This window comes from Cohnella lupini (genome assembly GCF_003386205.1).
Lineage (GTDB): Bacteria > Bacillota > Bacilli > Paenibacillales > Paenibacillaceae > Cohnella > Cohnella lupini.
The window spans coordinates 456,703-480,333 of record NZ_QRDY01000003.1 but is presented as its reverse complement, the minus strand read 5'-3'; the positions used below and the strand labels follow the sequence as shown (position 1 = coordinate 480,333).

General features: G+C 50.0%; 23 protein-coding genes and 1 other RNA gene. 7 read left to right on the top strand and 17 right to left on the bottom strand.

Annotated elements, in window-relative coordinates; translation table 11 throughout:
• Positions 1-302: 302 nt before the first annotated feature.
• A complete protein-coding gene (locus tag DFP95_RS09115; protein WP_115992269.1) occupies positions 303-878 on the bottom strand; it encodes a TlpA family protein disulfide reductase in 576 nt (191 codons plus the stop codon).
• A gap of 198 nt (positions 879-1,076) precedes the next feature.
• Between DFP95_RS09115 and DFP95_RS09110 the strand changes: the two genes are divergently transcribed.
• Both DFP95_RS09110 and DFP95_RS09105 read left to right on the top strand, forming a co-directional pair.
• Complete coding sequence (locus tag DFP95_RS09110; RefSeq protein WP_245987482.1) at positions 1,077-2,387, top strand: MFS transporter; 1,311 nt, start codon at positions 1,077-1,079, stop codon at positions 2,385-2,387.
• A gap of 55 nt (positions 2,388-2,442) precedes the next feature.
• The gene (locus DFP95_RS09105; protein WP_115992267.1) at positions 2,443-2,871 is read left to right on the top strand and encodes a M67 family metallopeptidase; all 429 of its coding nucleotides are present in this window, start codon (positions 2,443-2,445) and stop codon (positions 2,869-2,871) included.
• 3 nt (positions 2,872-2,874) lie between these two features.
• Here the strand turns inward: DFP95_RS09105 and DFP95_RS09100 are convergent, their stop codons facing one another.
• The 3 genes from DFP95_RS09100 to DFP95_RS09090 are packed head-to-tail and all read right to left on the bottom strand — an operon-like array spanning position 2,875 to position 6,058.
• Positions 2,875-3,618 (bottom strand): exonuclease domain-containing protein, encoded by a 744-nt coding sequence (locus DFP95_RS09100; RefSeq protein WP_115992266.1) that lies wholly within the window; start codon positions 3,616-3,618, stop codon positions 2,875-2,877.
• Between the two features lie 5 nt (positions 3,619-3,623).
• Positions 3,624-4,703 carry a DUF294 nucleotidyltransferase-like domain-containing protein gene (locus tag DFP95_RS09095; RefSeq protein WP_115992265.1) on the bottom strand — a complete coding sequence of 360 codons (1,080 nt, stop codon included), beginning with the start codon at positions 4,701-4,703 and terminating at the stop codon, positions 3,624-3,626.
• A 47-nt stretch (positions 4,704-4,750) separates the two neighbouring features.
• Positions 4,751-6,058 carry an ammonium transporter gene (locus tag DFP95_RS09090; protein WP_181907332.1) on the bottom strand — a complete coding sequence of 436 codons (1,308 nt, stop codon included), beginning with the start codon at positions 6,056-6,058 and terminating at the stop codon, positions 4,751-4,753.
• Positions 6,059-6,495: 437 nt separating this feature from the next.
• Between DFP95_RS09090 and DFP95_RS09085 the strand changes: the two genes are divergently transcribed.
• Both DFP95_RS09085 and DFP95_RS09080 read left to right on the top strand, forming a co-directional pair.
• Positions 6,496-6,951, top strand: a complete 456-nt coding sequence (locus DFP95_RS09085; protein WP_115992263.1) for a MerR family transcriptional regulator — start codon at positions 6,496-6,498, stop codon at positions 6,949-6,951.
• A 41-nt stretch (positions 6,952-6,992) separates the two neighbouring features.
• A complete protein-coding gene (locus DFP95_RS09080) occupies positions 6,993-7,679 on the top strand; it encodes a zinc metallopeptidase (RefSeq protein WP_115992262.1) in 687 nt (228 codons plus the stop codon).
• 72 nt (positions 7,680-7,751) lie between these two features.
• On the opposite strand, the gene gltC is transcribed toward DFP95_RS09080, so the two are convergent.
• Complete coding sequence (gene gltC, locus DFP95_RS09075; RefSeq protein ID WP_115992261.1) at positions 7,752-8,654, bottom strand: glutamate biosynthesis transcriptional regulator GltC; 903 nt, start codon at positions 8,652-8,654, stop codon at positions 7,752-7,754.
• A gap of 110 nt (positions 8,655-8,764) precedes the next feature.
• Between gltC and tpx the strand changes: the two genes are divergently transcribed.
• Positions 8,765-9,277, top strand: coding sequence for a thiol peroxidase (tpx, locus tag DFP95_RS09070; protein WP_115992260.1), 513 nt, complete (start codon positions 8,765-8,767; stop codon positions 9,275-9,277).
• A gap of 82 nt (positions 9,278-9,359) precedes the next feature.
• On the opposite strand, the gene DFP95_RS09065 is transcribed toward tpx, so the two are convergent.
• The 4 genes from DFP95_RS09065 to cshA all read right to left on the bottom strand — a co-directional run bounded on the left by DFP95_RS09065 (position 9,360) and on the right by cshA (position 12,493).
• A complete protein-coding gene (locus DFP95_RS09065; RefSeq protein WP_115992259.1) occupies positions 9,360-9,740 on the bottom strand; it encodes a DUF1499 domain-containing protein in 381 nt (126 codons plus the stop codon).
• Positions 9,741-9,820: 80 nt separating this feature from the next.
• Positions 9,821-10,003: non-coding RNA, 6S RNA (ssrS, locus tag DFP95_RS09060), on the bottom strand.
• Positions 10,004-10,046: 43 nt separating this feature from the next.
• Positions 10,047-10,799, bottom strand: a complete 753-nt coding sequence (locus DFP95_RS09055) for a YesL family protein (RefSeq protein WP_115992258.1) — start codon at positions 10,797-10,799, stop codon at positions 10,047-10,049.
• Between the two features lie 41 nt (positions 10,800-10,840).
• Positions 10,841-12,493 carry a degradosome RNA helicase CshA gene (cshA, locus tag DFP95_RS09050; protein WP_115992257.1) on the bottom strand — a complete coding sequence of 551 codons (1,653 nt, stop codon included), beginning with the start codon at positions 12,491-12,493 and terminating at the stop codon, positions 10,841-10,843.
• Positions 12,494-12,680: 187 nt separating this feature from the next.
• On the opposite strand from cshA, the gene DFP95_RS09045 reads away from it, so the two are divergent.
• Complete coding sequence (locus DFP95_RS09045) at positions 12,681-13,508, top strand: YitT family protein (RefSeq protein WP_115992256.1); 828 nt, start codon at positions 12,681-12,683, stop codon at positions 13,506-13,508.
• Positions 13,509-13,619: 111 nt separating this feature from the next.
• Positions 13,620-14,786: a putative glycoside hydrolase gene (locus tag DFP95_RS09040; RefSeq protein WP_115992255.1), complete on the top strand. Its 1,167-nt coding sequence runs from the start codon at positions 13,620-13,622 to the stop codon at positions 14,784-14,786.
• Between the two features lie 100 nt (positions 14,787-14,886).
• Here the strand turns inward: DFP95_RS09040 and DFP95_RS09035 are convergent, their stop codons facing one another.
• The 8 genes from DFP95_RS09035 to DFP95_RS09000 form a co-directional block, all read right to left on the bottom strand.
• Positions 14,887-15,846: an ABC transporter permease gene (locus DFP95_RS09035; protein WP_115992254.1), complete on the bottom strand. Its 960-nt coding sequence runs from the start codon at positions 15,844-15,846 to the stop codon at positions 14,887-14,889.
• A complete protein-coding gene (locus DFP95_RS09030; RefSeq protein ID WP_115992253.1) occupies positions 15,847-16,923 on the bottom strand; it encodes an ABC transporter permease in 1,077 nt (358 codons plus the stop codon).
• Complete coding sequence (locus tag DFP95_RS09025) at positions 16,907-18,463, bottom strand: ABC transporter ATP-binding protein (RefSeq protein ID WP_115992252.1); 1,557 nt, start codon at positions 18,461-18,463, stop codon at positions 16,907-16,909. Before DFP95_RS09025 ends, DFP95_RS09030 begins: the two co-directional genes overlap by 17 nt.
• Before the next feature lie 26 nt (positions 18,464-18,489).
• Entirely contained in the window at positions 18,490-19,587 is a 1,098-nt protein-coding gene (locus tag DFP95_RS09020) for a BMP family lipoprotein (protein ID WP_115992251.1), read from the bottom strand.
• A gap of 67 nt (positions 19,588-19,654) precedes the next feature.
• A complete protein-coding gene (locus tag DFP95_RS09015; RefSeq protein ID WP_115992250.1) occupies positions 19,655-20,476 on the bottom strand; it encodes a purine-nucleoside phosphorylase in 822 nt (273 codons plus the stop codon).
• 63 nt (positions 20,477-20,539) lie between these two features.
• Positions 20,540-21,841 (bottom strand): pyrimidine-nucleoside phosphorylase, encoded by a 1,302-nt coding sequence (locus DFP95_RS09010; RefSeq protein WP_115992249.1) that lies wholly within the window; start codon positions 21,839-21,841, stop codon positions 20,540-20,542.
• A 38-nt stretch (positions 21,842-21,879) separates the two neighbouring features.
• Positions 21,880-22,551, bottom strand: a complete 672-nt coding sequence (gene deoC / locus DFP95_RS09005; RefSeq protein WP_115992248.1) for a deoxyribose-phosphate aldolase — start codon at positions 22,549-22,551, stop codon at positions 21,880-21,882.
• Positions 22,552-22,567: 16 nt separating this feature from the next.
• Positions 22,568-23,512, bottom strand: coding sequence for a DNA-binding transcriptional repressor DeoR (locus DFP95_RS09000; RefSeq protein ID WP_115992310.1), 945 nt, complete (start codon positions 23,510-23,512; stop codon positions 22,568-22,570).
• Positions 23,513-23,631 lie beyond the last annotated feature (119 nt).

Below are 23,631 nucleotides of genomic sequence, written 5' to 3'. Positions count from 1 at the left end.
CATACTGCATCTTCTTCATTACGTTCCCCTCCACCTTAATCTGATTGTATCGGAGTAAGGGGTGTACTGTCCAAATTCATTTGGGGGCTAAATAGCTTGCTTAGCATGGTCAAGGATGAGATAACACCCGAGCTTGCTCGAGAAACCCACGGTTTAATAAACCATTGATTGACCGGAGAGGCGCGAGCCTCTCTTTTTTTGTTTCCAGATGAAATTCGGATGCATGAAAAATAGGACTTCCGTAAAGATCCGCTTGCTCGATCTTTACGGAAGTCCTATTGACACGCCCAATACCGCCAGCTTTAAGAATTAATAACCTCTTGCAAGTATAACTCCCACTGCTCTCGCTCGATAACTCCCTCGATTCGATGGCGTATAACGCCGTTTCGGTCGATAATGAAGCTGACCGGATAGGCGGACACTTTATATAGATCCCCGGCTATGCCCTTCGCGTCGGTTAGGACGGGAAATACGATCTCTTGCTCCTTAACGAAATCCTTGGCTTCCCTTAGCTTATCGAAATTGGTTGCGTTCACCGCGTATAAATCCAGCTTGTCTTTATGCTTCTCGTAAATATCCTTTAGATCCGGCGCTTCGACCTCGCAAGGCCCGCACCAAGCCGCCCAGAAGTTAACGATAAGCGCTTTATCCCTCTTTCCCCCGACTTCATACGAGGTTGTTCCATCCAGAGACGCTAAGCTGAAAGGAGGCGCATACCGGTTCGCTTTCGGCGATGGAGCCGACGGTATATCTCCTGCCAAGCCTACCGCTACGCCGGCCTTCGTTTCCTCTTCCGGCTTCTTGCCGGGGGAATCCCAAAACCAGACTGCACCGACTGCAACGAACACCAAAACGAGTATTGCGATATTTTTCTTCATGGCTATTTTCACTCTTTCCAAGCATCGCTGTTTTCTTTTATCTTACCCCATTTAAGCTTAAGGTTCCAATTCCGCCTCCAAAACACTTCAATCCTTGTTCCTAAAGCCTTTCGAATATGGACCTATCCTTAAGGGAACGTTAACCCTGACTTGACTTTATTTCTACCTATGAAATCTCAATATAAGGAGGAATTTGGATTGTCCGCAGGAACCAAATCCAGACGTAAGCTGTCGGTTACCTTCAGTAGCGATATTAGCTCCGAACAATCATCGGACAATGCGCAAGCCAAGAACAATTCCGATTCCAAAGGCGGTCGTAAAAGCAAGATCTGGGAATACATCGCCTTATCCACGGTTCCGCTGGTGCTCGTCTTGGGCAACTCCATGCTTGTACCTATTCTTCCCACCTTGCAATCGGAATTGGGAATATCGAAATTTCGAAGCAGTCTGGTTATCAGTTTGTTTTCCGTTTCCGCTGCCATCATCATTCCCATTGCCGGTTATTTATCGGACAGATTCACGCGAAAATCGGTTATGATTCCATCCCTGATCCTCTACGGAGGCGCGGGCATTCTCGCCGGCTTCGCGGCCGTGTGGGATTCCTTCGGTCTCCTGATCGGCGCAAGAGCGCTTCAGGGAATCGGCGCGGCGGGTACCGCTCCCATCGCCATGGCTTTGGTCGGAGACATGTATAAGGACGGGCAGGAAAGCCAAGCGTTAGGACTGATCGAAGCCTCCAACGGTACGGGCAAAGTCGTTAGCCCTATTTTGGGCTCTTTGCTCGCCCTCATCGTATGGTATGCCGCCTTCTTCGCTTTTCCCGCCTTCTGTTTGCTGTCGTTGCTTGCGGTATTGTTCCTCATTAAAGAACCGAAAAGAAGCGAGCCTCCTCAAGCGCTAAAGGCATACTTAAAATCCATTAAGCGTATATTCGCCACGGATGGCCGATGGCTACTTTCTTCTTTTTTCGCCGGCTCATTAGCTTTATTCATTCTGTTCGGCATTCTGTTCTTCCTGTCTAACCTATTGGAAGAGCCGCCCTACACCATCGAAGGCGTTCGTAAAGGCTTCGTGCTGGCTATTCCCTTACTGGGGATGGTTCTCACCGCTTACCTTACCGGCACGCTTATTCGGAAAAACGGCGTTCTGATGCGGTGGCTTATGAATATCGGCTTAGCCCTTATGGTTGTCTCCTTAGCGCTGGCCATTTGGTTTAACTCGAATTTGTACGTATTTATCGGATTACTGACGATAAGCAGCATTGGTACGGGATTGTTGCTGCCCTGCTTGAACACGATGATTACAGGTGCCGTCGAGAAAGCGGAACGCGGGATGATTACGTCTCTGTATAGCAGCTTGAGATTTTTCGGCGTTGCGTTCGGCCCTCCGTTGTTCGGATGGTTAATGGGAATTTCTCATCAACTTGTATTCATTACCGTTTCATCTTTGTCGTTAATCGCCTTGGGACTTGTATTCTTCATGGTTAAGCCTGGCAAAAAGGTTCAATAAGGCTTGCTTGCTTCCCTCGCCTTCCTTCATACTCTTAGTGAAGGAGAGGACTTGGATGAATTATGTCAATGAAGTCATTGTGTCCGCCGCGTTGGAAACTGATCTAACAACCGTCGCCAGTCAGCGACTCCCCTACGAAACTTGCGGGATAATCTACGGCTCCGAGGACAACGGAACAGTTACGGCCGATGGCTTCGAGCTCGTTCGCAACGTGTCTCCCACGCCCGATATCGCTTTCGCCTTTCATCCCGATGACTGGATCGAAGCTTATTTCCGCGCACAAAAAAACCAACGAGTAATCGTCGGTTTATTCCATTCCCATCCCCTAGGCTCTGCCGTTCCCAGCCTAAGCGATAGCCAGGGGTACATCCCCTGGTGCACCTATTGGATTGTCAGCTTCTCTCACGGCGATCATGACATTGCCGTATATCGATTGAATCCCCATAACCATTGGGAACAATTACCGATTAAGCGAGAGCCGTAGTGGTCAATGTCGGCTTAAATATGCGTATAACTCGCCAAGAGTCGTGACTTGCCTGTCTTTAATCAATTTAAGAAATTTGAAATAGAGCTTTGCGGTCATAACCGAATCGTGCAGCGCGTGATGCCGTTCCGTTATTTCGACTCCGTAACGCCCCAACACTTCATCCAGACCGTATTGGACCGCTTTAGGCTCCAACCACTTCGCGATCATCATCGTATCCACGATCCTATGCGTGAGGTTTACCTTCGACGTACGCCACAACGCGCAGTTCAGGAATTGCTTGTCGTGCCCGCTGCCATGGGCAATCAATACCCTTTTGCCCACGAAATCCATAAAATCATGCAGCACTTGCATCAAGTCCGGAGCATTCTCCGCCATCTCATTCGTAATTCCCGTTAACTCCGTAATATGGCGCGGAACTTTTCTCTTCGGATTCACGAGCTGATAGAACGGCTCCGCCTCTTCGAAATCTCCGCCGCGAATGATTACTCCGCCGATCGAAAGAATTTCGTCGCCGTTATAGGGGTAGAACCCGGTTGTCTCCAGATCGAAGACAACCGCGTCCATCTCCGAAAGCTGCATCTCCAAGGAACTTTCCTTGCGTTGATCACGATTCATGGAACGAATAAAGGCCATTTGTTGCGCATTGGATGCGCCAAGCATTGAAGCTATGGCCGGAGTAAGCCCGCCCATCTTGTATAAATTCCACATTCTCCCCATCGAATTCGTATCTTTGGGTTCCTTCATCGCATTCACCTCCCGCCGAAGCGGTGCTGCAACTCCTTTTGAACTCTGCGTTGTATTTTTTGGCCGGCTTTTAACGCTTTTTTGAGCGGAATCTTCATTTCCTTCGTCAATTGATCTGCCGGGATTTTCCCTGTTCCGACCATCTGACCCTCTTCGTCGGCTATCGTTGCCAGCAACCGTAGCTTCAAGAAGAAAGAGAATGCCTCGATCGCCTCTTCGGCCTCTTCCGCGGTGAGCAACTCCGCCCGAACTAAAGCTTCGATTCTTCTTATCGTGCTCGTCTCCCGAATTCCGGCTTGCACGGCAAGCAGTCTGAACGCGTTGACCATTGGAATGTAGGCGCCATACTTGATATCCAAGCTTCCGGCGTTATCGCCGTATCTCTCCGTTAACAGCTGACCGAAGACGCCGACAAGGACTTTATGGCGAATGGTGTTCTCCATCATTCTGCGGGCTATTATCGGGTTGCCCAGCATATCGCTAAAGAATCTGTTTTGCAGCTTTAACGCCAACTCGGGATCGCCGACAACCGGTCGTCCATCCGCCGCGATCAGTAAATATCTTACGTTCTCCCAGCTCGGTTCGGCGAACCAATTATCGATCTTCTGCTCCCAGCCGCTAAGCGACAAGCACCATTCCGGATTCGAAGAGATGACGCTTCCCTCGCAAGGGGGATAACCCAGCTGAATCAATTTCCGAACTGCGGTTTCGGCAAACATGTGAAAGTAATTGCGGCAATGTTCTTCTTCGACCTCATTAGAAGCATTCGCGTACACGAGACCGCTATCTTGATCGCTGTGCATCGTCTGCTCAAAGCGCCCACCGCTACCGTATAGCATATACGTATAAGGCACGGGTGGGACGCCAAGTCCCAACCGTGCCAAATCGTCCTCAGCAAGCTTTAACGCTTGAGTAATGAGAGCGTCGTGAATTTCATTTAACGTCCCCACTACTGCATATGCCGGAGAGGTGGACAGCTCCGTCGCCAAACGGGTTTGTTCTCTTTCCCTAATCGACCTCAATCGCTCGAGATCCTCGGCGCCGGTGATGTCAAGCAACCGCTTCTCCCCTATGGGATCGCGCATGCGGTTTCTACCCCTCCTGTAATTACGCCGGCGATAAGACTAGCTTATTATACCGACGTACCGGCTTTTTTCATTTGCTCAGGGTAACCGTAGTTACCGTGCTCGCTCAAATCGAGACCGATGATTTCTTGTTCTTCCGTAACGCGGAAGCCGATGACTTGTTTCACGACCCACAGTACGATGAACGAAGCTACGAACGCGAATGCTCCGCAAACAACAACCGATTGGAATTGGATCCACAATTGATGTCCGCCGCCGCCTTCGAAAAGACCCGCTTGACCGATACCAACTTTACCTGCAAGTGCTTCCGTTGCAAATAAACCATTCGCCAACGTTCCCCAAACTCCTGCTGCTCCGTGAACGGATAGCGCATAGATCGGATCGTCGACTTTGATTTTTTCGAAGAATTTAGCGCTGAAGAATACGAGTACGCCTGCAACCAAACCGATTACAACCGCTGCCCAAGGGTCAACGAATGCGCAAGAAGCGGTGATTGCAACCAGACCAGCTAATGCTCCGTTCAGCATCGCGGTAATATCCGCTTTGCCGTTAACCAACCAAGAGATCAGCAATGCTGCAACTGCGCCAGCCGCTGCGCCCAATTGGGTGTTGAATGCTACGAAACCGAAAAATCCGTCGCCGATAGCAACCGTGCTACCTGCGTTGAATCCGAACCAACCTACCCAGAGAATGAGTACGGCAAGAGCTGTGAACACTTGGTTATGACCAAGGATCTCGTTAGCCGAACCGTCTTTGTTGAATTTACCGATACGAGGCTTAAGCAAGATGGTAGCGGCCAATGCGCCGATAGCACCCGTTAAGTGAACGACCGTCGAACCCGCGAAATCTTGCGCTCCGTCTTTAGCCAACCAACCGCCGCCCCAGATCCAGTGAGCGATAACCGGATAGATGACGGATACGAAGAATAGCGTAAAGATTAAGTAAGCCGATAATTTAGCACGTTCTGCGAATCCGCCCCATGCGATGGACAGCGAAACCGCCGCGAACGCTAATTGGAAGATGAAAAATACCGAAGTCGGCAATCCGTTATCGACCGATGCGACATCCGGGTTAAAGAAGAAGCTACCTACTCCCATGAATTTGTTCAGCGATTCCGATGCATCTCCACCGAACGAAATTCCGTAACCGACCGCCCAATAAACGATCGAAGCTAAACCAAGCGTAAAAATCGTTTTACCGGCAACGTGACCGGCATTCTTCATACGGGTAGAGCCTGCTTCTAGAAGAATAAATCCGCCTTGCATAAGGAGTACGAGTACCGCTGCAACCATAACCCACATTGCATTCAAACCCATATTCAGTGTTGCTGCGGATGGATCCTCCGCGAACGCCATTGTTGGAAACAGCACGAGAAGTGCACCCAACGAAACTAAACTTTTCTTGATCACAACGACCACTCCCTACGTGTAATGTTTCTTGACATTTTAAGAAAGGCTTAGTGTCATTATAGGTTGATCTTTACGATTTGACAATACGGTTTTAGCAAAAAAGTTCAATAAATACGCCAAAAATCTAACATTAACTATATTAATAGCGTTTAATGTTAGGATTTAGGCCACATTTTCCCTCAAGTTGGAATTTAACCCCTTTCTGCCCATCGCGATTATTCTTTAACCTGACATGCACTCGTATTATGTAAGTTTATATCCCACACGCTGCTTAAATACCAATAAATATAGGCGATCCTGGTTTAAGTATCACGTTTGACTGTACGCTTCACCATTCTGTATAGTAGAAGAATAAAGAAAAGAGCATGAAAGAAGGTTAATCGATGCGAAACGGACCGATGAATTCTCCACAACTGTACCGGATTGGAGAACTTTCCATGTTAGCCGGCATTAGCCCTCGCACCATTGATTATTATACGGGTCTTGGACTTTTGGCCCCGGCCAAGAGATCTACCGGCAATTATCGATTATATGACGATGAAACCTTATCGCGCATACGACGCATCGAACAATTAAAGTCACAGAAATTCTCACTGGAAGAAATCCGCGAGCAATTCACTTCTATGAATCGGGTAGTGACGGACGAAGCGGTGAGCCGCAAGCTTTCGGACCTGCAGACCCACTTGGCCATGCTCGAGCGCGAAGTGAAGGAACTGGAGCCTGTGTTGGACCAACTGAAGCCACAGCAAGCTAAACGTCTCTTCCGCGCGATCACGCCGCAAACCGCCGCATGCGTCGAAGCGCTTCTTCTGCTTTTAGGGAAGAGTAACTTCATGTAAGACGTTTAGGCCATTCACTATCTTCACGGAGGCATATCATCATGTTGCTCTTTCACCCGATGGATTTTCTAATTATTATCGCATTCGTCTTGTCGTTGTGGGCTCAATATCGGGTCAAAAGCACGTTCAACCGCTGGTCTGACGTCCGCAACGCAAGCGGCCTGACCGGATACGAAGCGGCAAGGCGCATGTTGGACCGCAACGGATTGCAAGATGTCCCGATCGAAGCCGTTCCGGGACGCCTCTCGGACCATTATGATCCCATCCAAAGAGTCGTAAGGCTGTCGGAGCCCGTCTATTACGAGACGTCGATATCAGCCATTTCAGTGGCCTGCCATGAAGTCGGACATGCCATCCAGCATCGTAACTCTTATCCTATGCTCGTCATCCGCCATAGGATGTTCCCTTTCGTACGTATCGCTTCGGGGATATCCCCGTTCCTGCTGATCGGAGGTTTCTTGTTTCAATCGTTTAATCTCATCGGATTGGGGATTATTTTCTTCTCGGCGGCAGTCGCATTCCAACTGGTCACTTTGCCCGTCGAATTCAACGCAAGTTCCCGGGCGCGCGACATCATGATTTCCGAGGGGTTCATTACGAACGACGAGGAACGCGGAGTTGCCAAAGTGTTGAACGCAGCCGCGTTGACCTATGTCGCGGCCGCATTGATCTCCCTTCTCGAATTACTCAAGTACATCATGATCTTCACGAGCAATCGCGAGGAATAGCACAACTAAAGGGAGCCCCGCATGGTCTGAATGACCATGCGGGGCTCCCTTTAGTTTCGAATCGCTTACTTATTACAGGGTCTTGTAATGGTTTTTGAAAAAATCGAGCAAAAACGTATGAAACATCTGGACAACGAGCGGCAGCTTCTCTCCGGATCTGCGAATAAGCCCGATCGTTCTCGTCACGTGCGGCTCGCTTATTTTCACGACGGCGGGCATCATGGAGCTCGTTTCGTACATTGCCATTTCCGGCAATAAGCTTACGCCCATCCCCGCCGAGACAAGTCCCCGAATCGTACCGGACTCCTCTCCCTCGAAGCCTATCTTGGGAGTAAAGCCCGCTTTCTTGCAAGCCTCCCACACAATCGGCCGCAACGAATATCCATTGCCGAACAGAACGAACGTTTCATCTTTCAGATCGCTTAGCTTTATCGAATCTTCCATGGCCAGCCGGTGCGTGTCCGGCAAGATCGCGAACAGTTCTTCCGTTAAGACGACCTCTCCGGTCACCTGCTCGCTAGTCTCCGGGTATGGGGAGATAAAGGCGATGTCCACTTCCGCATCCACCACGTCCCGAATCAAGGAGGGATACATCCCTTGGCGGAACCTGAACTTCACATTAGGATGAAGCTTACGGAATGCCGCGACAACCTGAGGAACGAGATGGATTCCGAGACTATGCGGGAAACCCATTCTGATTTCCCCGACTTCCGGATCCAGGAATTCGTGGATTTCCATAACCGCTCGATCCAAATCGCCTAATAGCGTTTCCGCACGGCGGAGGAACAATTGTCCTACCGGAGTCAATTGGACGTTCCGTCCTCGCTGCATGAACAGACGAATGCCGAGTTCTTCCTCCAGCCTGTGGATTTGCCTGCTCACCGCGGATTGGGCCACATGCAGCTCCTCTGCTGCCTTCGTAACATGCTGCAGCCTCGCGACTTGAACGAAATATTGTAGTTGCCTAAGTTCCAATGTAGTGACCCCTTCCACGCGCATCCGCTTGTGCCAATGATTGGACAAGGGTATTCGATAACGATTATAATGATTACGGCAAACCTTATCAATGAAGGAGGAATATTCTAATGTCCCAAGAACGTTCAGCAGCACTTAAAGGCAATCCCATCACACTGGTCGGTCCCGTACTTAAAGCCGGAGATTCCGCTCCCGATTTCACTCTAAACAAAAACCTGCTGGAAACTTCCTCGTTGCAAGATTTCGCAGGCAAAGTCAAGCTGATCAGCGTCGTTCCTTCCATCGATACGGGAGTGTGCGATGCGCAAACTCGTCGTTTCAACGAAGAAGCATCCAAACTCGGCGATAACGTTGTCATCATCACCGTCAGCGCGGATCTTCCTATGGCGCAAGCCCGTTGGTGCGGAGCTGCCGGAGTCGATCGCGTCGTGTTGCTGTCAGACTACAAGGAAAATGCCTTCGGTAAATCCTACGGCGTATTGATCAAAGAATTGCACTTGGATATGAGAGCGATCTTCGTCGTCGATGCCAACGATCAAATTACTTATGTAGAAGTACTTAAAGAAATGACCGAGCATCCCGATTACGAAGCCGCTGTAGCAGCCGTCAGAAGCTTGATCTAATCGTAACTCCAATTTAAAGCGAATACAACAAAAGCGAGGTTAGGCCCAGCGCCTTCCTCGCTTTTCTATTTCATCCGTTTATCTATGTTTTGTAAGAGGACAGTTTTCGATCCAATACACTGTAAATTTCTTGAATAATGCGGTAATTCGCGCCCAGATCGCCAAGCGATCCGCGGGATGCCGAATAAATGTCTACGGCCGTGTTGCCCGGGCTTGTACCCACCACTTGGATAGTAATGTCCATCGTACGACCCGACATCGTTTTCTTCTCCATAACGATCTCGCCAACGGTCTGTACTTCGTGAAGAACCTTGTAGCCCTTCATTTTCTTCAAGATAGAACTTACTTCGTCCCAAGCACGGTCCTTCGAAAGCCGATAATAATGAGACTTCAGCTTAGGATCCTTGGACCTATCGCTCGTATGTTCATGGCTGCGGATTAAACCAATCAGCAATCGCTTCAATACTCTCTCTCCCTCCGGGTACCCTTGGCGCTACATTCTATCTTATCACGCCTGACCCGGGGATTAAAGTCCAAGGATAGAAAAAACCCGCCTATGCCGTCCGACGTGCATGTTTCTGAACCTGCTTTGGCAGGTGGGTGCCCGCAGCGGAGTTTTTGACTTCCCTTTTCGGGGGCATGTCAGCTACTCGGCAATCTAGAGCTCCCGGGAAACAAACAATGGTTCAAAACATTTAAGCGTCGTAACGTACATGGCAGGAGTATTCTCATTATAAGCAGGTGGATAAGAAAAGTAAAATGGCGAGCCTCAGATTTGCTTCTGTCCTTCTTCTTCCGAATCCGATTCGTCGGACTTCTTCGTTTCGGATTCTTCTTTCATCAACATCATTTTCTGGATAACCATATTGAAATTGTAGAAAGTATAGACGGCGATGACGCTGCCGAAGAAGAAGGGGATCAGAAACGTAAACCTTGTACTCAAGAAAAGAACCGCCGCTGCTCCGATGACCATGATCAATGAACGAATCGGACGACCGATTGTCAAAATTAACGCGTTTTTGAGCAATTGAATCGTTTTCATATGAAAATGGGACAAAAGAGAGAAGAAGTGCAACAAAGAAATAAGCAATAACAGCATCAATGCGATAAATAAGTACGCAATCAGCTGAAATCCGGTCATTTGCTTCAAGTAGACCTGAAAATCAATGATCAATACCGCGAATAATAGCGCGTAGAAAATGCCGCCGATCATCGCTTGCACATAGTTCTGCTTGTAGTTACGGAAAAAAGTCTTAAGGAGCGGAACGTCCGTATCCCCTAAAACCCATTTCCGGGCGACCGAGAACATTGCAGAGGTCGCCGGAAACAAGGTGAAAGGTGCAACAATCGCAAGGAAAATAATATTCGCCTTCAATTGCTCCGTATCGCTGACTCCAAGAAAACTGATTACCATTAACCAAAAAGGAAACGATGTGAGAAGCCATAGTACATTCGTAACTGACAATCTCATAATCCATTCGGATAGCTTGTAAAAGCCACCCATCATGCCCCGCATTTCCATGGGGATTCCTCCCTGATGACAGTCGTCAGTAAGCTTCTGGTTTAGATCTTAACGAAATCTTCGTTCTGGGAACGAGTACCGCGAGTATCGTCGCGACGTTCAGGACGTCCGCCACGATTAGCATCCCGGTAACTGCTGTCATCCCGCGCGCCGCCGCTCGGACGATTGCCGCCGCTATAAGGCTTGCGTTGTCCGCCGCCATAGCTCGAACCGCTGCGGCTTTGACCGCCGCTTCCGCCTTGACGCCAAGCGCCTTGGCCACCACCGCCGCTGCTGCTTCCGCCGCTTCCGCCGTAACGACGTCCGCTGCCTCCGCTGCTATATCCGCCGCCGGTACCGCCGCGATTGCCTTCGAATTTGCGTTTCTTGCCGCGAACGGGATCCTCGGGAGTCAACTCGATATTGACGTCCTTCTTATCGCCTGTCAGCAATTTCATTGCCGCCGCAAGCAATTGAACGGAATCGTATTGCTCGAGAAGTTGCATAGCCACCCATTTGAACGGGTTGACTTCTTCTTCGGAGCGAACGGTATCCATGATACGCTCTGCCATCAGCTTCTGCTTGCCTTCCATAGCTTCGGAAATCGTCGGCAGAATTTTCTTGGAAATGCGATGGCGAGTCACTTTCTCGATGAAATGCAGGTGATCGCTTTCGCGAGCGGTTACGAAAGACCATGAAGTTCCTTCTTTGCCCGCGCGGCCGGTACGACCGATCCGGTGAACGTAGCTTTCAGGATCTTGCGGCAAATCGAAGTTGATAACGTGCGTTACGCCGGAGACATCGAGTCCGCGAGCCGCTACGTCCGTTGCAACCAAGATATCGATGCTGCCGTCGCGGAATTTCCGCATAACCGTATCCCGTTGGTTCTGGGATAGATCTCCGTGCAACCCGTCGCAAGCATATCCGCGTTTCATGAGGGCTTCGGAAAGCTCCGCTACCCGGCGCTTCGTACGACCGAAGATGATGGCCAATTCAGGCGGTTCCATGTCGAGCAAACGGCATAGGCCGTCAAATTTCATGCGCTCTTGAATTTCGACGTAGAATTGCTGAATCAGAGGTGCGCTAAGCAGCTTCGATTCGACTTTGACATGCTCGGGATCGCGCAGGAATTGCTGAGCCAAACGTTGAATGTTCGCGGGCATAGTTGCCGAGAACAGCAAGGTTTGACGCTCTTCCGGTACGAGCTTCAAGATGGATTGAATATCTTCCATGAAGCCCATGTCGAGCATTTCGTCCGCTTCATCCAATACGACCGAACGAACGTCGTCCAGGCGAATCGTTTTGCGATTAATGTGGTCTAACAAACGACCGGGTGTTCCGATGATGATTTGCGGTTTCCGCTTCAACGAGCGGATTTGACGTGAGATGTCTTGACCGCCATATATAGCCAAGGAACGAAGTCCCTTGAAACGTCCAAGCTTCTCGATTTCTTCCGATACCTGAATAGCCAACTCGCGTGTCGGGGCCATGATCAGGGCAACAATGCGATCTTCCGATGCTGCAATCTTGCTGATTAGGGGTACTCCGAATGCTGCCGTTTTACCGGTACCTGTCTGTGCTTGCCCGATCATGTCTTTGCCTGCTAAGGCAATGGGTATGGCTTTCGCTTGGATTGGGGTCGCCTCTTCAAATCCCATCTCTGATATGGCTTGAAGAACGTCCGGCTCCAAACCAAACTCTGCAAATGTGCTCAAACTTTTTCAATCTCCTTCTGTGTTGGGCCTTCAACTTACGGCTTCCAAAAAAATGATCAGTTCATTATAGCACAAACCTGCATGTAAACTCCAGTCTCAGGAAAAGAGTACCAAAAAGGAATGATCGTCTTTACCTGGGGGAACCTAAATACACTTTGTTCCATTAAGCTCACTAAGGAGTGCTAACATGAAAAGGATTGCCATAATCGGCCCCGTATTTTTGATGATAATCAGTGCCGCCGCAGTCGGATGCGGTTTCCAACTGCTTCTTATTCCAGAAAAGCTGCTAAGCAGCGGCGTTTCCGGCGTCGCCATGGTAATTGGTTACCTGAGCGGATGGAATATCGGCTTGTTGTATTTTGTCCTGAATGTCCCGATTTTGCTCTGGGGTTATCGAATATTAGGAAGACGCTTTATTGTTCTCAGCATGGTAGCGGTACTATCAACCGCGTTCTTCCTTCAGGTTATACCCGAAATTCAACTGACTGACGACCGACTCCTAGCTTCCGTCTTCGGCGGCGTGCTCGTCGGGCTGGGTACTACTGTAGCGCTAAGATATGGCGGTTCAACCGGCGGCTTTGACATCATCGCCTCCATTATATCACGTTACAGGGACTTGCCCATCGGCATCCTTACGGTTCTCCTCAACACCATCGTCGTCGCCGCTCTCGGTTTTCTCCAGAACGATTGGAACGCCGCTCTTTATTCTATGCTGTCGATCTATCTAACGGGAAGAATAATTGACTCCGTCCACACTCCGCATCATAAAGTAACCGCGTTTATCGTGACCAACAGCACTCAAGAGCTTGCTTCCCGACTTCTGAAAATTCCCAGAGGCGTTACGATCCTCAAAACCAGGGGAGCTTTCACGAGCGAGGAAAAGGATATGCTCATGACAGTAACGACGCGATACGAGTTACCGGAACTAAGAAAAATGATTAAAGAGGTGGATTCAAAAGCATTCGTAAACGTCGTTCAAACGGTCGATGTCATCGGAGAATTTAGACGACGTTAAAATATCGTGCCCGTCTCGATCGAATTCGGCAAAATACTACAAAATACCTGTGTCTACTCCCCCCTAACTCGTTTATAATCTTCTTACAGAGCTTATGGGGAGAGAACACAAATGAATATTTTATTCGCTTTATTCCTGCTTTTCAACAACGCATTCGGCGGATCGGCGCACGCAGACGACTCTTTAGGCAATATTTGGAGTCATTTGAAGCCAACGTCGGCCGAACAACCCGGACAATCTGCCGAACCCGGTAAGGAAACCGAAATCGAAAGCGGCGATCCTCAACCGGATGCTCCCGTCGTTAAAGGGATTTATGTAACCGCATATAGCGCTGGCGGCGAAAGGATGGCTAAGCTCCTCAACCTGCTCGATAAAACGGAATTGAATTCGATGGTAATCGATATCAAGGACGACTTGGGCAACATTACTTACAAGACGGACAATCCGACGTTGAAAAAGCTGGGTAGCCCGCAACCCTATATCAGGGATATCAACAAATTAATGACGACTTTGAAGGAGCACGACATTTACCCCATTGCCCGGGTAGTCGTTTTCAAGGACAGCGTTCTCGCCAAGAAGCATCCTGAGATGTCCTTCGTGCAAAAAGATGGAACGATATGGCATAACAATAACAACGACAAATTCGTGAATCCGTACGACAAGAAGGTTTGGGAATATAACGTCGAAGTCGCGAAAGAAGCGGCCAAATTAGGCTTTAAGGAAATTCAATTCGACTACGTCAGGTTCCCAGAGGGTTTTGAAAAAAAGGCGGATAGCCTTAAATTCACGAAAAACGAATTAAGCAGGGTCGATACGGTAGCTAGTTTCGTGGAATTCGCCAAGAAAGAGTTGGCACCGCTTGGCGTCAGAGTATCGGTCGATATATTCGGCTATGCGGCTTCCGTTCCTGCCGCGGAAGGGATCGGCCAGGATTTCGTCAAAATTTCCAACGCCGTGAACGTTATCTGCCCGATGATCTATCCAAGTCATTACAGCACGGGATGGTTCAAGCAGAAGGATCCGGACAAAGCGCCTTACGCAACGATTAAAGGCGCCATGGTCGACACGCATAAGAAACTCGATCCATTAGGAGATAAGAAACCGATCATTCGCCCTTGGATTCAAGATTTTACGGCGAGTTGGCTCGGCAAAGGGCATTACGCGAAATACGGAGCGGCGGAAGTACAAGCGCAGATTAAAGCGCTGAACGATAGCGGCGTGCAAGAATATCTCTTATGGAACGCCGGCAACACCTATACGGAAGGCGTCAAATTCTAATTGGGCCATTATTTCTTATTTCCTTGCTCATAACTACAGAACGGAATATATTAAAGGCTGTCCCGAGTGGGACAGCCTTTTAATGTTGCTGAATATTTGCTTACCTTTTCCCTTGGAAATACGGTTCTCCCAATGCGCTTGGCGCTTTAGATCGACCTACGGCGCCGACTAGAATGAGAATAGTCAACACGTAAGGCAGCATATAGATGAACTCCGAAGGAATCTGCGACGAGAAATCGAACAATTGCAGCACGTTGTTGATCGACTGCGCGAAACCGAAGAATAAAGCGGCACCTAGAGCGCCGAGCGGATTCCATTTTCCGAAAATAACGGCGGCAAGCGCGATAAACCCCTGACCGGATATCGTGTTATGCGAGAAGGTTCCCGTAGTCGTCATGGCGATCGTTGCCCCGCCAAGCCCAGCCAATACTCCGCTTAGCAGCACAGCCGTGTAACGCATTCTGAGGACCTTGATGCCTACCGTGTCCGCGGCGCTCGGGTGCTCGCCAACGGAACGAAGACGGAGCCCGAAAGGCGTCTTGTATAACGCGTAATAGACGATACCGACCAAGATCAGAGCAAGATACGTGGTCGGGTAGGAATTGAACAGACCTTCTCCGATAATCGGAATATCCGACAGAAAAGGAATTTTGACCTTATGGAATACTTCGTCGACCAACGAGGTCTCGCCGGCGCCTTCGAACAACAGCTTGACCAGATATAGAGTCGATCCGGCCGCGATGAAGTTAATGACGATGCCGCTAACGACCTGATCCGCACGGAAGGTTATGGTCGCTACCGCATGAATTAAAGCGAAGAGTACGCCGAACAGCGCCCCGGCGAACATTCCGATCCACGGCGATGCGCTTCCGTATCCCGCTTCCTGCGCATGGAACGCTGACACGGCCGCGGCGAAAGCGCCGGCGGTCATGAGGCCTTCCAAACCGATGTTCACGATACCCGAACGTTCGGATATGATGCCGCCAAGTGCCGCAAGAATAAGCGCGGTGGAGAATACGAAGGCGGTGTTAAGCATATTCCCAAGCGTTGCCACGTCCATTTATATCACCTCTCCCTTGCGTTTCTTGCCGAACGTCCGCTTAATGAACCAACGGATAATTCCCGGCGCTGCAACGAAGAAGATGACGGAACCGATGACGATTCTAATAATTTCCGGAGGAACGTCCGCTCCGAAGCTCATTCCCGCCGCCCCATAGGATAGCGTTCCGAATAATATCGCTCCGAGAAACACGCCTATCGGAGTATTCCCCCCCAGAAGAGCGACGGCAATCCCGTCGAAGCCATATCCTGTGGGGCTGGCCGATACGGCTTGGTTAAGGAATACGCCTAATACTTGGAATACGCCGGCTAATCCCGCAAGCGTACCGGATATGAACATCGCTTTGATGATGCCTTTATTCACGTTTATCCCCGCATACCTAGCCGCGTCGGCGTTGCTTCCGACAACCCTAAGCTCGAATCCTTGCTTCGTTTTCCACAAGAATACATAGTAGAAGATGACTGCCAATATCGCGAAAAACATTCCCCAATGGATGCGCGCATCGTCCAATATCCGCGAAAGCCAGCCTATCGTAACCGCGGCGGAATCGTCGACCATGTATGATCGGCCTTTACCGGGTTCAAGCAGGTAGTCGTTAATGATGTAATTGGATAAGTGGAGCGCGATCCAGTTCAACATGATCGTGGTAATGACTTCATTTACGCCTCTGGCCGCTTTAAGGTATCCGGCGATCATTCCCCAGAAACCTCCGAAGAAAGCGCCGACCAGCACGGCAAGCGGAGCATGAATGTACCACGGCAAGTGAACCGAGACGCCGATAATCGTAGCGCCGGTCATTCCCATGATGAATTGCCCTTCCGCGCCGATATTGAACAATCCGGTCCGGAATGCGAATGCCACGGCTAACCCCGTAAAAATAAGCGGCGTTATCGCCGTCAGCGTTTCGCCGAAATCGTAAGGGTTCCCGAATACTTTTTCAAGTAACGACTTATAAGCAAGAATCGGATCGTATCCGCCGATCAGCATGATGACCGCGCCCAACAACAAGCCAAGCAAGATGGCAATGAACGGAACAACGGCGGACTCCTTCGTGAATGCCTTAATCAGCTTGTTCAATGTTCGAGCCTCCTTGCGGTTGTTTGTAGTCCGTCATCATCAGTCCTAACTCCTGATCGTTGGTCTCTGCAGGATTTACTTCGCCGACGATGCGTCCTTCGTAAATAACCGCAATCCGATCCGACAGTTGCAGTATCTCTTCCAACTCGTAGGATACTAACAGAACGGCTTTGCCCATATTGCGTTGCTCGACGAGTCTCTTATGAATGAACTCGATCGCGCCGACGTCTAGTCCGCGAGTTGGCTGCGCGGCAATCAACACGTCCGGATTTTTGTCCACTTCCCTGGCGATAATCGCCTTCTGTTGATTCCCGCCCGACAATGCCCGGGCTTCGGTCATGATCGTAGGCGTCCGAACGTCGAATTCTTTCACTAATCGCGTAGCATGCTCATCGATGGCATCGAAGTCCATGAATCCATTCTTATTGAACTGGGGCTGATAATAAGTTTCCAGTACCATATTCTCGCGAACGGGGAAATCAAGAACGAGGCCGTGCTTGTGGCGATCTTCCGGAATCAGGGATATCCCCGCTTCGGATATTTTCCGAGGCGATTCACCCGCTACTTCAACTCCGGAGATCCGGATCGAACCGGCGGCTACCGACCGCAATCCCGTTAAGGCTTCGATCAGTTCGCTTTGTCCGTTTCCTTCTACGCCGGCAATACCTAGAATTTCGCCCCGTTTCAACACGAAGGAGGTTTCGTTCAAGGCATTTAAACCCGATCTGCCCTTCACGACTAAATCCTTGACCTCTAGTACGGGGTCGCCCAGTACGGCAACCTTTTTATCAAGCTTGAGCGACACTTCGCGTCCGACCATCTTCTCAGCCAATTGGTTCGGATTCGTTCCCGCTACCGGCAAGCTGTCAATGACTTTGCCCCGACGCACGATCGTGACCGTGTCGGCAATCGCCATAATTTCCTTAAGTTTGTGTGTAATCAATACGATGGACTTGCCTTGTTGTACAAGATTACGCATGATAACCAGCAATTCGCTGATTTCTTGTGGCGTCAGAACAGCCGTCGGTTCATCGAAGATCAAGATGTCCGCGCCGCGATATAAAGTCTTCAATATTTCAACCCTTTGCTGCATTCCGACCGATATCTCATCGATCCTGGCATAAGGATCCACATTTAAACCGTACTGCTTGGAAAGATTGCCCACTTGCTCGTATGCTAGCTTTTTATTGACCGCAAGACCTAACCACTTCTTAGGTTCGCTCCCAAGAATAATGTTCTCCGTTACGGTAAAAGGGTGCACCAGCTTAAAATGCTGATGCACCATACCGATACCGAGTTTGATCGCTTTGTTAGGCCCGTCAATGGCGACCTCTTGCTCATTTACGAAGATTTCCCCTTCTTCCGGCTGATATAGCCCGAACAAGATGTTCATCAACGTCGATTTACCGGCGCCGTTCTCGCCGAGAAGGGCGTGAATCTCGCCCTTGCTCAGCTTGAAGTTGACGTTGTCGTTGGCGACGATGCCGGGGAAACGTTTCGTAATATTTCGCATTTCTACGACCGTTCTCGCCTGTTCCATATTAGCACCCTTTGTTTGGTTATTAATTACTGTGCGGTAGGTACCGTGATTTCGCCGCTGATGATTTTTGCTTTGTACTCTTCCACTTTATCCAAGATTTCTTTGGATACGTTCTTGGTGGAAGTCTCAGGCAAGCCGACGGCATTGTCTTTCAGTCCAAGCGTCGTAACAACGCCTGCAGGGAATTTTCCGGCAATCATTTCTTGGGAAACGCGATATACGGCTTCGTCTACTTCTTTCAACATCGACGTTAACGTCACGTCGTCGCCGAATTCCAGGGATTGGTCTTTATCTACGCCGATAACCCATACTTTTTTGCCTGCTTTGAAGCGTTCTTTCGCTTCGTTAAATACGCCGTTACCGGTACCTCCGGCTGCGTGGAAAATAATATCCGCTCCATCGTTGTAGATGGACGCCGCGGCTGCTTTACCCAAGTCGGCTTTATCGAATGCGCCAGTGTAGTTGATCGTAACTTTCGCATCCGGATTTACCGCTGCAACGCCCGCTACGAACCCAACCTCGAAACGTTTGATGACTGGGATGTCGATACCGCCTACGAAACCGATTTTGTTCGTTTTCGTTGTAAGACCGGCTACTACGCCAACAAGGTACGCGCCTTCGTTCTCGGCGAATGTAACGGAAGCTACGTTCGGCGCTTCGACTACGTTATCGATAATCGCAAGCTTGGAGTCCGGGTTCTTGGCGGCAGCATCTTTAATCGCATCGACCATCAAGAAGCCGATCCCCCAAGTCAGATCGTACTTGTCGCGAACGAATTGGTTGATGTTCGTCAAGTAGTTGGTCGCTTCTTTGCTTTCTAGGTATTTCACGCTTGCGCCCGTATCTTTCTCAAGACGCTGAAGACCTTCCCATGCGCTTTGGTTAAACGATTTGTCGTTTACTCCGCCAACGTCGGTTACCATCGCGAATTTCATGTCTTTGGCGCTCGCATCGCTAGATGCGCTTGGACTTGCGCTTACGCTTGCACTTGCGCTCGGGCTTGCGCTCGGGCTTGCGCTTCCGCTAGCTCCGCCCTCGTTGTTGTTGTTCTTCGCTCCGCAAGCCGTAAGGGCCAGGGAAGCAATCAGCATGACTCCCGTGAAAATCTTTGTCGTCTTTTTCATCTCTTGTTTCTCTCCTTCTGAATGATGTTATATGGATGTGGAACATAAAACCAATGGAAACTTGGGACTACAAACGCGATACGATCTCTTTCACCAAAGTGATAAACATCGGTTTGGTGCGATTCGCCACTTCGATTACCTGCTCATGGCTTAACGGCTCCAAATGCTCTCCGATCGCCATATCCGTTACGCAGGATATTCCGATAACCTTCATAGCCATGTGACTAGCTACGATGACCTCCGGAACCGTGGACATCCCTACCGCGTCTCCGCCCATTTTCCTCAGCATCGTCAATTCCGCCGGGGTCATATAGGTAGGTCCTGTTATACCGGCATATACGCCTTGCTGAATACCGATGCCTAACGACTTTGCAGTTTCGCGGACTAATTCGAGCAAATCTGGTGTATACGCTCGGCTCATGTCCGGAAATCTCGGTCCCAATGCCGGCTCATTCTGCCCGATGAGCGGATTAGCGCCCGTCATGTTCAAATGGTCCTGGATCAGCATGAGATCACCTGGTTTGAAGTCGGGATTCATACCGCCGCACGCATTAGTCACGATCAGATGGTCAACCCCCAACGCTTTCATAACGCGTACGGGAAAGGTAACCTCCTGCATGGAATAGCCTTCATAATAATGAAACCGCCCTTGCATCGCGATGACAGTCTTATTATGTAATCGGCCTGTCACGAGCTGGCCCGCATGGCCTTCGACCGTCGAAACCGGAAAATGCGGAATCGATTCGTAAGGAATCCGGACAGCGTCTTGAATGTCGTCGGCGAGTTCTCCCAAACCGGATCCTAATATTAGACCGACTTGAGGTTGAACGGAAATCCGTGACTGAATATAGGTTTTCGCCTCATCCATTCTGTGAAGCAACTGGCCCATTTCAATTCACCCCCCTTTTTAAAGTATACCCAATTTTACCAATTGGTTGTCTATGTTCAACGCCTATTTCACTTCTCCGACTAGGAGAGGAGGCGGAGTAACCGGTGAAGCTTGTACTTGAACGGATTCAAAAATCTTCGCGACGACTTGTTCGACCGATTCGTTATTCGCGTGAATGGTAGCAAGCGATTCGCCGGCTTCCACGCGGTCCCCGATCTTCTTATGAAGCACGATTCCGACTGCCAGATCGATCTTCGATTCCTTGGTCGCTCGCCCCGCTCCAAGCAGCATAGCGGCAAGCCCTATGTTCTCGGCGGCTATCTTCGCAATGAAACCCGCTTCCTTCGACGGTACCTCGATCTTGAATTTCGCTTGAGGCAGCAATTCCGGGCGATCCACGACGGAAGCATCGCCGCCCTGCTCAGATATGAACGTCTTGAATTTCTCCAGAGCTTGACCGTTAGAGATGGACTTCGCTAACAGCTCGCGGGCTTCTTGTTCGTTCGAAGCCACGCCGGATAAGACAGCCATGTGGCTACCTAACGTCAAACATAGCTCGGTCAAATCCTCCGGCCCGATGCCCCGAAGCGTATCTATCGCTTCTTGTACCTCAAGCGCATTGCCGATTGCATTGCCAAGCGGCTGGCTCATATCAGACAACACGGCAATGGTCCGGCGACCTACCCGGTTGCCGATATCGACCATGCACGCGGCCAGCTCTTCGGATTCTGACATTTCCTTCATGAAGGCGCCGTCTCCGGTTTTTACGTCGAGTACGATCGCGTCCGCTCCGGATGCGATTTTCTTGCTCATGATGGAGCTTGCGATCAAGGGAATGGAGTTTACCGTTCCCGTTACGTCGCGCAGTCCGTATAGCTTCTTATCGGCCGGTGTAAGATTATCGCTCTGGCCGATGACCGCAACGCCGTTACGGTTCACGAGCTCGATAAACGTCCGATTGTCGATTTCGACGTGAAAGCCGGGGATGGACTCCAGCTTGTCGATCGTGCCTCCCGTATGTCCCAATCCCCGTCCCGACATCTTGGCGACCGGAACGCCGATTGAAGCGACGAGAGGAGCCAGAACTAACGTTGTCGTATCTCCCACGCCGCCGGTACTGTGCTTATCAACTTTAATGCCGGAAATCTCGGACAGGTCGATCGTTTCTCCGGAGTGCACCATCGCCATCGTCAGATCGGCTCTTTCCTGCGGGGTCATCCCCCGAAAAAAAATAGCCATCGCCATCGCCGACATTTGATAGTCCGGTATCGAACCCTCTGTATATCCTCGAATGAGCTCGTTGATTTCGGTTTCGGTCAACTCGCCGCCATCGCGCTTTTTAGTAATTAAATCGACGGTTCTCATTGCTCGTTCCCTCCTTGCATTGCGCTATCCAACTTGGTTCAATACCCCTGTCCGACTCCGCCCGTTACGATCGCGATCGAGGAGCTGGCGCCTAATCTCGTCGCACCCGCTTGAATCAATTTGCGGGCGATCTCCAGATCACGCACCCCGCCGGATGCTTTAATTCCCATATCAGGACCGACGACATGACGGATTAAGGCGATATCCTCGACGGTCGCGCCGCCCGTGCCGAATCCCGTCGACGTCTTCACGAAATCCGCTCCGGCTTCTTTGCAGAGCAAGGATGCCTGCTGCTTCTCTTCGTCGGATAGATAGCAGGTTTCGATTATGACTTTCACGAGCGCTTTACCCTTGCATACACTTACGACGGCTTCGATATCACGTTTGACGGCCGCGACAAGTCCGGATTTCAAAGCTCCAACGTTAAGTACCATATCGATCTCGGTAGCGCCTGCTTGTATCGCATCCGCGGCTTCCGCTGCTTTCGATTCGGTTCTGCTCGCTCCTAGCGGAAATCCGATAACGGTCGTCAGCCCGACGGTGCTGCCCGCTAATTCGCGCGATGCGAGCGGAACCCAGAAAGGGTTGACGCATACAGTCGCGAAGCCATATTGCTTCGCTTCGCCGCATATCCGGATAATTTCCGATTCCGTACTTACCGCGCTCAACAAAGTATGATCGATCATTCCGGCGATTTGTTCAGGCGTCATATTGTCATCTCTCCCGTTAGTCCAATTTTTTAAGCAATGCTTTCGCGGTGATTTGATCCGTCACTAGCGTGTTTCCATACTTCCCTCTTAACGCCCCGTATATGGCATTTACTTTGGACGAGCCGCCCGCCACGAGTATGGAATGCTCCTTGGTGCGCAAATCGGCCAATTCGATTCCGACCGTTCGATCGTTCAAGCTCGGCAGGCAAATCTCTCCGTTGCTATCGTAGTAGCGAGAGCAAATGTCCCCGACGGCCTTCGTTTTGATAATCTCGAGCTCTTCTTCTCGGAAATAATTCGAATTGATCAGAACGGAATCCGGAGTGGGCGAGCCGGCGGTGAACACGGCGATATTCGCGCCTTTCCCCATATCCATGACTCTGCGGATGTGACGATCCGTAAGCATCGATTGCTTCACGAGGATATGATCCACGATCGCGGGCAAATACATGAAATACGGCGTAACGTTAAATGCTCTGCCGAACAAATGAACGATTTCCGAAGGGGAAATCTGAACGTCCGCATCGCTAACGCCTCCGTTTAATTGAACCACGAAGGAGTTGATTAGCGACTTCGACTTCAGATGAAGCGCCACCTGATACATCGTCGAACCCCAAGACGCACCGATAGTATCACCGTCTTTGGCCAATTCGGTTACGTAAGCTGCCGCCGCTTGCCCGATATATTTTTTCACGATGCTTTCTTCGTATGTAGGAGTAAACGCGACGATAACGTTCTTTAACTGATACTTTTCCTTAAGTAAATTTCTTAGAACGGCGACGTCCTCCGTCGGATCTTTGATTTCGATCGTTACGATCCCTTCCGCCTTCGCTTGCTGAAGAAGCCGGGAAACCGTAGGCCTTGATACGCCAAGAGCGTCTGCAATTTCATTCTGGCTGTAATCCAATTGATAATAAAGCTTAGCCGCTTCGATTACCTTTTTGATTTTGTCGTTATCCAACAAGGTCACACCATTCAGATTGCAAATTTTTGAAATTATGTTCAGACAAAATGAAATTTTGTTCTCATATCCGCTATTATAATGGAATTTAGGATTCCGCGCTAGGGCAAATTACATAC